This window comes from Micromonospora sp. NPDC047753, assembly GCF_040642735.1.
GTDB lineage: Bacteria > Actinomycetota > Actinomycetes > Mycobacteriales > Micromonosporaceae > Micromonospora.
The window spans coordinates 1-9,571 of record NZ_JBEYSL010000253.1 but is presented as its reverse complement, the minus strand read 5'-3'; the positions used below and the strand labels follow the sequence as shown (position 1 = coordinate 9,571).

8 protein-coding genes are annotated in these 9,571 nt (G+C 72.0%); 6 read left to right on the top strand and 2 right to left on the bottom strand.

Annotated features, from left to right (window positions below; all coding sequences use genetic code 11):
* The first annotated feature begins 556 nt into the window (after positions 1 to 556).
* The 3 genes from ABZ749_RS20825 to ABZ749_RS20815 all read left to right on the top strand — a co-directional run bounded on the left by ABZ749_RS20825 (position 557) and on the right by ABZ749_RS20815 (position 4,008).
* Complete coding sequence (locus ABZ749_RS20825; protein WP_357230068.1) at positions 557 to 1,525, top strand: DUF5715 family protein; 969 nt, start codon at positions 557 to 559, stop codon at positions 1,523 to 1,525.
* A gap of 4 nt (positions 1,526 to 1,529) precedes the next feature.
* Complete coding sequence (locus ABZ749_RS20820; RefSeq protein ID WP_357230066.1) at positions 1,530 to 3,119, top strand: asparagine synthase-related protein; 1,590 nt, start codon at positions 1,530 to 1,532, stop codon at positions 3,117 to 3,119.
* Between the two features lie 61 nt (positions 3,120 to 3,180).
* On the top strand, positions 3,181 to 4,008 hold the full coding sequence (locus ABZ749_RS20815) for a MerR family transcriptional regulator (RefSeq protein ID WP_357230064.1): 828 nt from the start codon (positions 3,181 to 3,183) through the stop codon (positions 4,006 to 4,008).
* Positions 4,009 to 4,012: 4 nt separating this feature from the next.
* On the opposite strand, the gene ABZ749_RS20810 is transcribed toward ABZ749_RS20815, so the two are convergent.
* Together ABZ749_RS20810 and ABZ749_RS20805 are read right to left on the bottom strand one after the other, a co-directional pair.
* Positions 4,013 to 5,224: an SLC13 family permease gene (locus ABZ749_RS20810; RefSeq protein WP_357230062.1), complete on the bottom strand. Its 1,212-nt coding sequence runs from the start codon at positions 5,222 to 5,224 to the stop codon at positions 4,013 to 4,015.
* Positions 5,225 to 5,370: 146 nt separating this feature from the next.
* Entirely contained in the window at positions 5,371 to 6,816 is a 1,446-nt protein-coding gene (locus ABZ749_RS20805) for a hypothetical protein (RefSeq protein ID WP_357230060.1), read from the bottom strand.
* Positions 6,817 to 6,954: 138 nt separating this feature from the next.
* Here ABZ749_RS20805 and ABZ749_RS20800 point away from each other — a divergent pair, with 138 nt between their 5' ends.
* The 3 genes from ABZ749_RS20800 to ABZ749_RS20790 all read left to right on the top strand — a co-directional run.
* Positions 6,955 to 7,662: a DUF305 domain-containing protein gene (locus ABZ749_RS20800; protein ID WP_357230058.1), complete on the top strand. Its 708-nt coding sequence runs from the start codon at positions 6,955 to 6,957 to the stop codon at positions 7,660 to 7,662.
* A gap of 27 nt (positions 7,663 to 7,689) precedes the next feature.
* Positions 7,690 to 8,919: a histidine kinase gene (locus ABZ749_RS20795; RefSeq protein ID WP_357230056.1), complete on the top strand. Its 1,230-nt coding sequence runs from the start codon at positions 7,690 to 7,692 to the stop codon at positions 8,917 to 8,919.
* Positions 8,916 to 9,571, top strand: a 656-nt coding sequence (locus ABZ749_RS20790; RefSeq protein ID WP_357230054.1) for a response regulator transcription factor, incomplete at its 3' end; no start/stop codon positions are given. The genes ABZ749_RS20795 and ABZ749_RS20790, both read left to right, overlap by 4 nt.

Below are 9,571 nucleotides of genomic sequence, written 5' to 3'. Positions count from 1 at the left end.
GGAGGGGTTGGCGGTGCTCACCGCCGCGCTGTCGCGGCACCTGTCCGCCGAGGAGCAGTACCCACCGCTGCGGGGGGACTGCCGTCGTACGCCGAGGTGCAGGCCCTGGTGCCGACGGGCGGCGACTGACGGTGGCGGCCCGGGGGGCTCGGCGGTGCGTGGTGGGCTTGGGCTTGGCTCGTGCTTTGCGTCCGGTCGGCGCGGCCGTGTTCGGGCCCGCGCGGGACGGCCCGATGGTGGTGGGTGGTGGGTTGGTCGGTGCCTTTGGAGCTGAATCGTTTGTGACATCACGGGCCCGCTTGCTCCGGGCTTCGGGCTCGCGCTCGGGTGGTCTCCCCAGGCGGGCCGCCGCCAGGACGGGGCGCGGCGGTGGTGATTCGTTGACGACATCAGCTCCAAAGGCGCCACATTGACGTGCCACCGCCCGGGCCGGTGCGTCGTCCGCGCACCCTTCGAGGGGAAATAGGAGGAATGTTCGGTCCGTTCCGGTCCCGATGATTACGGTGTGTTTCAGGGCGAACCTACCCAGTGCCGTGACCGGAGAGAGGGACCCGTCATGCGAGTGCCCAGCCGTAGCCCGGGACAGCAGCCCGGTTCGCCTCCGTCGCCCACCGCTCCGGCCCGCCGTCGACCCTCCGGTGCGACCCCCCGCCGCGTGTCCGCCCCCGCCCCCGACCTGCCCGCTTACCGGGCCGCCGTCGCCGAACTGCTGGTCGAGGTCGGCGCACTGGCCGACGCGGCGAGCACCCGGGCCCGGCAGGTGCTCATCGACGAGCGGCTGCGGGAACCGGCGCTCGCCGCCGTCCTCGACGCCACCCCGCAGGGGCTGATCGGCGCGCGCGAGACGTTGCTGCTGGAGATGGCCCGCTACCAACCGAACGAGCGCACGTCGGCGACCGACCTCAGCGCGCTGGTCCGGATCTACCTGCTCTCCCGCATCGACGTGCTGTGGTGGCAGGACGCACCGACCTTCGTCACCGACGACCAGGTCAACGGCAGCCCCGAGCTGGTCGACCTGGAATGGCTGCGCCGCCGCGACCTGCTGCGCTTCCGTTACCAGGAGCAGCCCGCCACGATACTGGGCCGGGCCGCCCGCGGGCTGCGTCGCCGGCTGCGACCCGACGCGACCCCGCGCACCGCGGGGCTGCTGTTCCGCCGCGCCCGGCGCGAGGTGGTGGCGCTGCTCAACGACATCGGACGGGAGTTCTCCGCCGTCGCGCCGCCGGCCACCCCGCCGCTCTGGGTGACCAGCCTGGTCCGCAGCGCCGAACACCAGTACCGGCTGCGCCGTCTGGGCTATGCGGCGATGCTGCCCAGCGGGCACTGCCTCGGCTACTCGGCCGACGTCGAGTTGGCCTGGTTCGAGCGTTTCGGCGCGCGCGAGGCCCTGGCGGAACTGCTGCTGAGCCGGCAGGAGGCCGGTGAGCTGAACGTGATCGACGAGGGGCAGGCCTGGCACCTCTGTCTTGCGCCCACCGCCCGGCGTCGCCTACGCCGGTCCTACGAGGCCGAGATGGGGGTCTGAGCCGGTGTGCGGCATCGCGTTGAGCATCGGCCCCGAGGCCGACCCGGCGACCTTCCGGCGGATGCTCGCCGCCCTGGCCCCGCGTGGTGAGGTCACCGAGACCCGGTCCGAGAGCGGGCTGCTCGCCGGCACCCGGCGGCTGCGGATCGTCGACCGGGACCGGGCGGTGCAGCCGTGGACGTCGACCGACGAGCGGTGGCTGCTCTGCTTCAACGGCGAAATCTTCAACCACCGGGAGTTGCGGGCGCAGCTGACCCGCCTGGGGCAGACCTTCCGCACCGAGAGCGACACCGAGGTGCTGCTCGCCGCGTTCCAGCAGTGGGGCGAGGCGGCGGCGACCCGACTCCGCGGCGAGTACGCCTTCGCGGTCGTCGAACGGGCCACCGGCCGGGCGTACCTGGCCCGCGACCCGCTCGGGGTCAAGCCGCTGTACTGGTCCCGACGACCCGGCTGCCTGCACCTCGCCTCCGAGGTCAAGGCGCTCGTCGGGCACGGCGCCCCGATCGCCGAGGTGCCGCCCGGGCACCACGGCTGGGCGGAGGCGGACGGGCACGTGCGACTGAGTCCGTACGTCGACCTGCTCGCCATCGCCGACGGCCTACCGGTCATCGACGACCCGGACGAGGCAGCGCTGCTGGTCCGCGCCGCGCTCAGCGACTCGATCCGGATGCGGGTGGAAACCGACCTGACCGTCGGGGTGGTGCTCTCCGGTGGCCTGGACAGCTCGTTGACCCTGCGGCAGGTCCGCGACATTCACCCGGACTGCGTCGCGGTGACAGTCGGCGTCGCGGACAGCCCCGACGTGGCGTACGCCCGGCGGCTCGCCGCCGACCTCGACGTGCCACACGTGGTGGTCGAACTGCGCCCGCGCGACATCCGGCTCGCCGACGTCCGCGAGGCCGTCCGGATCTCCGAGCTGACCGAGTACGGCGACATCATCAACGCTGTCGTCTCGGTGCCGATCTTCCGGCGGCTCCGCGACCTGGGCATCAAGGTGGTGCTGACCGGCGACGGCTCCGACGAGCTGTTCGGCGGGTACCCGATGTATCACCAGGTCGCCCCGGCGGCGGCCCGCCGACTGTTCCTGCACCGGATCCGCAACCTGTGCCGCACCGAGTTGCAACGCGTCGACCGGGCTGCGATGGCGTACGGCGTGGAGGCTCGGGTGCCGTTCCTCGACCTCAGCGTGGTGGAGCTGGCGATGCGGTTGCCGGTGGATCTGAAGCTGCGCCACGGCCAGGAGAAGTGGATCGTCCGGCGGGCGTTCGCCGACGTGCTGCCGGACTACATCCTCCGCCGTCCGAAGAACCCGATGTCGTACTCGTCGGGGTTGCACGAGCGGGTCCGGCTGTACAAGCCGCTCTTCGCCCGGCTGCACCGCTCCTTCGGCTACGACCTGCAGGAGCCGGTCCGTCGGGACTTCGACACCGTGCTGAGCCGCTGCGGCAACGACCTGGACCGGGCCATCGCCGACGGGCTGACCCGCCCCGACTACACGGTCCTGGAGCACGCCCGTGACCTGGTCGGCGCGGCCAAGTGGAACGCCGCGCCGATGGTCCGCCGGCTGGTCGGCCCGCGCCCCGCCCGCCACTGACGGCTGCCCCGCACGCCACGCTTGACTCTGACACGGTGTCAGGGACGAGTGTGAGGGGGCCATGTTCACCATCGGAGACTTCGCCAGACTCGGCCGGGTGTCGGTGCGGATGCTGCGCCACTACGACAGCATCGGCCTGCTGCCTCCCGCCAGCGTCGACCCGCACACCGGCTACCGCTTCTACCGCGCCGACCAGCTGCGCCGGCTCAACCGGGTGATCGCCCTCAAGGAGTTGGGCCTCACCCTCGAACAGGTGCGCTCCATCGTCGACGACGCCGTCGACGTGGCCGAGTTGCGCGGCATGCTGCGGCTGCGCCGGAGCCAGCTGGCGGAACAGTTGGCCGCCGACACCGCCCGGCTCACGGCCGTCGAGGCGAGGCTTCGAATGATCGAGTCGGAGGGTCGGATGACCACCCAGGACGTCGTCCTCAAGGAGATCGCGTCGGTCCGCGTGGCGGAGCTGACCGCCGTCGCGCCCAGTTACCAGGGTGAGGACATCGGCCCGGTGATCCAGCCGCTCTACCCGGAGTTGTTCCGTCGGCTGAGCGCCGCCAGGATCACCCCGACGGGGCCGAGCATCGCCTGGTACGAGCCCGTCGACCCGGGCGGCGACGCTGTCGTCGTCCACGCCGGTGTGCTCGTCGACGCCGAGCCGTCCGCGGCGCCCGACGTCACGGTGCGCGACCTGCCGGAGCTGCGCACCGCCGCGACGATCATTCATCACGGGGCGATGGACGACGTCGAGCCGAGCATGCAGGCGCTCGCCCGGTGGATCGAGGAGAACGGTTACCGCACCGACGGCTTTGCCCGGGAGGTCTATCTCGACTACTGCCCGGACACCCCGGAGAAGGGCGTCACCGAGCTTCAGGTCGCCGTGTACCGCGACTGAGCGCTCAGCTCACCAGCAGCAGCGCGCCGACCGCGGCGAGCGTCGCGGTGACCGCGAGCAGGGTGCTGGTCAGCACGAAGCGGGTCACCGGCACCGCGACCCGGGCCGCCCGGCAGCGCTCGAACCACAGCAGGGTGGCCAGTGACGCCCAGGGGGCGGCCAGCGGGCCGACGTTGGTGCCGATCAGCAGGGCCAGCAGGCGGGTGTGGTCACTGGCCGGCAGCACCGACTCGCCGGCCAGGTAGGCGGGCAGGTTGTTCACCGCGTTGGCGAGCAGCGCTCCGGTGCCGCCGGCGCGCAGGGCGCCCAGGGCGCCGCCGTCGGCGCCGACCAAAGTGCCGACCAGGTCGTCCAGGCCGTGCCGGCCGAGGGTCTGCACCACCAGGAACAGGCCGGTGACGAAGAACAGCAGGCGCACCGGGACCAGCCCCGGGCGCAGCGTGGTGGGGGAGCGGACCAGGAACCCGACCAGCACCAGCGCGAGCCCGACGGTGGAGGCGATCTCGATCTCCACGCCGGCGAGGATGCCGGCGACGAAGATCAGGCAACCGGCGAGCGCCGTACGGTGCAGCACCGGGTCGGCCGGTACGTGCCGGGTCGGCGGGACGAAGCGTCCACCGGCGGGCCGCTCCCGCCGCCACCATCCGAACCAGAGCAGGGCCATGGTGACCGCCACGGCGGCGAACTGCGGCAACGCCATCCGAGCCGCGTACGTCAGCGGTGCCAGCCCGACCCGGTCGGCGGCGAGCAGGTTGGTCAGGTTCGACACCGGCAGCAGCAGGCTCGCGGTGTTCGCCAACCAGACCGTGGTGACGGCGAGCGGGGCGGCGGGGATCCGCAGGTTGCGGGCCAGCGCGAGCAGCACCGGGGTGAGCAGTACGGCTGTGGTGTCGAGGTTGAGTACGAGGGTGGTCAGCGTGGCGAGACCGCCGCAGAGCAGGAACAGCGCGGCCCACCTGCCCCGGGAGGCGATGGCCAGTCGGCTGGCCAGCACGTCGAAGACACCGGCCACCGCGGTCAGCTCGGCGAGCACGATCACGGTGCCGAGGAACAGCAGCAGCGGCAGGATCCGGTGCAGGGTGGCGGTGGTCTCCGCCCGGGGGAGTAGCCCGCTCAACGCGCAGGCCGCCCCGACGACGGCGAGGACGGCCGCCACCACGTCCAGCGGGTGGGGCCGCCAACGCGTGGTCGGTTCGGGCGGGGCTGCGAGGGTCACAACTGTTCACGTTGACACAGGGTCTGACCAGGTGCCCGGCAACCCCACGCCCTGGTGACCAGCCCCACCGTGGCGACCTGCCGCCGGACACGGGCCGGGCCCGGCCCCCGACGATCGGGGACCGGGCCCGGTGTGGTGCGCGGTGCCTACCAGCCCAGGTAGCTGGGCTGGGTCTGCACGTTGAGCTCCTGGTAACGGGTCAGCTTGGCCGACCAGGTACGCCAGTCGTTCAGCTCCAGGACGTCCAGGCCCTTCACCATGTCGTTCGAGTAGATGTGGCCGTTGTAGTAGTACGCGGACCAGGTGCCGCCGCCGACGAAGGTGTCGGCCGACAGCGGGCCGCGCTCCCAGAAGGCGATCTCCTTCGGGTTGGCCGAGTCGGTGAAGTCGAACACCGAGATGCCACCCTGGTACCACGCCTGGACCATGATGTCCTTGCCGAGCACCGGGATGAGCGAGCCGTTGTGCGCCACGCAGTTCTCGGTGTCGGCGTTCGCCCGGGGGATCTTGTAGTAGCTGCGGAAGGTCATCGTCCGGGCGTTGCCGCGGCCGGCGATGTCGTAGATGGCGTCCGCGCCGCGGTTCGGGCCGACGGTCTCGTTGCAGGTCGCCGCCCCGCCACCACCCAGCTCGTCGGTGAAGATCACCTTGGTGCCGGAGTTGTTGAAGGTGGCCGAGTGCCAGAACGCGAAGTTGGTCTCGTCCCGGACCCGGTTGATGACCCGGGGGGCCTCGCGGTTCTTGATGTCGAGCAGGATGCCGTCACCCATGCAGGCGCCGGCGGCCAGGTCCTTCGACGGGTAGGCGGTGATGTCGTGGCAACCGGTGGTCGCCGAGCCGGTCGGGCTGCCGGGGAAGCCACCGTCCGGGAAGAGGTTCGGCGTCGCGACCACTGCCGCCTCGGTCGGCTTCTTCAGCGGCACCTTGACGATGGAGATGGAGTCGTGCGGCGGCTGGCAGTCCGGGAATTCGGCCCGCGGGCTGTACGAGGAGACGTACAGGTAGACGGCCTTGCGGTCCTTGCCCGGCACCAGGGTGTGGGTGTGGGAGCCACAGGCGGTCTCGACGGACTTGATGTAGCGCGGGTTGGCCTTGTCCTTGATGTCGAAGACCTTGATGCCCTCCCACGAGCCCTTCACGTCCGCTCCCTGCGTGGTGCTGTTGCAGGAGTCGTCGCTGCGCGACGAGTCGGTGGAGAGGAAGAGCAGGTCACCGTGGACGGAGATGTCGTTCTGCGACCCCGGGCAGAGCACCCGGGCCTTGACCGTCGGCGCGCTGGGCCGCGAGATGTCGTAGATGACGAAGCCGTTGTAGTTGCCGGCGAACGCGTACTTGCCCTGGAAGGCGATGTCGCTGTTCGTCGCGTCCAGTGGGGCGACCTTGGGCACGTTGGCGATCTGGCGCAGGTTGGGGCTGCTGACGATCTCGTCGACGCCGGGGATCGCGTTGGTGAGCGCGGGAGCCGGGGCCGCCTGCGGCACCGTCTGGGCGCTGCTCGCCGGGGCGACGAGGGCGCTGGCGACGAGGAGGCCGGTCGTGGCGAGCGCCACGACACGCAGTTGTCGTAACCGTGGCTTGTGGAATCTGATCATCGGCGGGGCCCTTCGCAAGGGGGAGACGATGGTTGACACGTTACCGTCCGACGAAGATCGTCGATGTGAGCTGGATCACATGAAAGCGGGTTCTTCAATGGATAGCATCGCGGTGACCTCGACTGCAGGGAGTGGCCCATGACCAACCGGCGCGCACGCATCCTGGCCGTCGTCACATTGGCTCTCGTGTTGCCGCTGGTGGTGTTCATGGTGATCCGCCTCGACGGCGACACCGGTACGGGCGCACCGCAGCCGGTCTCCGCCCCCGCCACCTCCGCCGCGTCGCCCCCGGCCAGCCCCGTCCCCACCGACCTGACCGTCATCGCGCCCGGCCGTCCGGGCGAGACGGCGGCCACCCGCCCGGCGCACGAGGTCCGCGACGCCGGTCCCGCCCCGCACAACTCGCTGGACGTCTGGTTCGTCCGGATGATGATCCCGCACCACGCGCAGGCCCTGGCGATGGCGGAGCTCGCCCCCGACCGGGCCGCCGACCCCGACGTCCGGGCGATCGCCGAGCGCATCCGGGCCAGCCAGGGGCCGGAGATGGGCATGATGCGCGGCTGGCTGCAGACCCGTGGCCTCCCGGCGGAGGTGCAGGGGCACGACCACGGCACCATGCGCGGCATGCAGTCGCCAGAGGCGATGCGGCAGCTCGCCGCGGCCCGTGGCGCTGACTTCGACACGCTCTTCGTCCGGATGATGACCGAGCACCACCAGGGCGCCATCGAGATGGCCACCAACCTGCTCACCGTCGGCTCCGACCTGACGCTCAACGAGTTCGCCAACTCTGTCGCCACCGAGCAGACCGTCGAGATCGACCGCATGCGCGAAGTCCTCGGCGGCTGAGCCCGAGCGCCCCGGCACGTACGCTGGGTGACCGTGACACGCACCCTGTTCGGTCGCCCGCTGCGCGGCGTCGCCTTCGACGTGGCCGTCGCCGCGCTGGTGGTCCTCGTCTCGTTGGCCGCGGCGGTGAACCAGCCGGGCGGTTGGGCGGCCACGGCGGTCGGCCTGGGGATGGCGGTCGCGTTGCTGTTCCGCCGCACCCACCCGAGCGCGGTGACGGTCGCGGTCGCGGCGCTCGCGCTGATCCAGGTCATCGCCCGCTGGGGTCCACTCATCTACGACGTGGCCGTCCTGATCGCGCTCTACAGCGTGGTGAAGTACGGCCGGCGGCTGCGCGACGGCGTGTTGGCCGGCGCTGTCGCGGCCGTCGGGGTGCTGCTGGCCGCCGCGCAGACCCCCAACGTCATCCAGTGGTGGGTGACCGCGCTGTGGTATGCGCTGGTCACCGGCGCGGTGTGGTTGGTCGCGCTGAACGTGCGGACCCGCCGGCTCTACGTGCTCAGCCTGGAGGAGCGGGCCACCACCCTGGAACGCGAGCGGGAGGCCGAGTCCCGGGCGGCGGTCGCCGAGGAACGCACCCGGATCGCCCGTGAGCTGCACGACGTGGTCGCCCACAGCATGGCCGTGATGATCGTCCAGGCGGACGGGGCCCGGTTCATGCTCGACCGTGACCCCGCCCAGGCGCGCACCGCCGTGAAGGTGGTAGCGGACACCGGCCGGCAGGCGCTGGAGGAGATGCGCCGCCTGGTCGGCGTTCTCCGCGACGCCGGCCCCGCCGGCCCCGCCGACGCGGACGGGGCCGACGGGCTCGCGGTGGCGGCCGACCCCGAGCACCGACGCCTCGCGCTGGCCGAGCTGCCCGACCTGCTGGCCCGGTTCGACGACGCCGGTCTGCACGTCCGCAGCACCGTCACCGGTGTGCCACCGGCCCTGCCGCCGGGCCTGGAGCTGACCGTCTACCGGGTCGTGCAGGAGGCGCTGACCAACGCCCTCAAGCACGCCGGCGTCGGCGCCGGCGTCGAGGTCGTGCTGTCGTACACCGCCGAGGCCGTCGTGGTCCGGGTGGTCGACGACGGTCGCGGCCGCCCGCTGGTCAGCCCGGCGCCGTCCGGCGGTCACGGCCTGCTCGGCATGCGGGAGCGGGTGACGGTGTACGACGGCAGCCTCACCGCCGGTCCCCGGCCGACCGGGGGCTGGCAGGTCGAGGTTCGGCTGCCGCTACCGTCAGAGCCGGCAACGGAGGTGATCGCGGCATGACGATCCGGGTAGTGATCGTGGACGACCAGGCGCTGGTCCGCGCCGGGTTCCGGATGGTGCTGGAATCCCAGCCCGACCTGGAGGTCGTCGGGGAGGCCATCGACGGCGCGGACGCCCTGCGGGTGCTCGCCCGCACCGAGGCCGACGTGGTCGTGATGGACATCCGGATGCCCACGATGGACGGGGTGGAGGCGACCCGTCGACTCTGCGCCGAGCGGCCAGCGGGTGGCCCTCGGGTGCTGGTGCTGACCACCTTCGACACCGAGGCGGACGCGTTCGCGGCGCTGCAGGCCGGGGCGAGTGGCTTCCTGCTCAAGAACGTCCCGCCGGAGGAGCTGCTGGCCGCGATCCGGGTGGTGGCCCAGGGCGACTCGGTGGTGGCTCCGTCGATCACCCGGCGGCTGCTGGACCGGTTCGCCGGGCAGCTCGGCGCCGCCCCCAGCGCCGACCCTCGACTCGCGCAGCTCACCGAACGGGAACGGGAGGTGCTGCTGCTGGTCGCCCAGGGGCTGTCCAACGCGGAGATCGCCGCCCGGGTGCACGTGGCCGAGGCGACGGTGAAGACCCACGTCGGGCGGATCCTGGGCACCGTGCTACCCGGCGGTGCCGGGAGCTGGAGTCGACGCTGCTTGGGTGCCTGGCGTGAGCGAGG

Bases quoted from the DNA above. Each gene is read 5' to 3' on its own strand.
- ABZ749_RS20805 (WP_357230060.1), bottom strand. From the start codon at position 6,816: ATGATCAGATTCCACAAGCCACGGTTACGACAACTGCGTGTCGTGGCG.
- ABZ749_RS20800 (WP_357230058.1), top strand. From the start codon at position 6,955: ATGACCAACCGGCGCGCACGCATCCTGGCCGTCGTCACATTGGCTCTC.
- ABZ749_RS20825 (WP_357230068.1), top strand. From the start codon at position 557: ATGCGAGTGCCCAGCCGTAGCCCGGGACAGCAGCCCGGTTCGCCTCCG.
- ABZ749_RS20815 (WP_357230064.1), top strand. From the start codon at position 3,181: ATGTTCACCATCGGAGACTTCGCCAGACTCGGCCGGGTGTCGGTGCGG.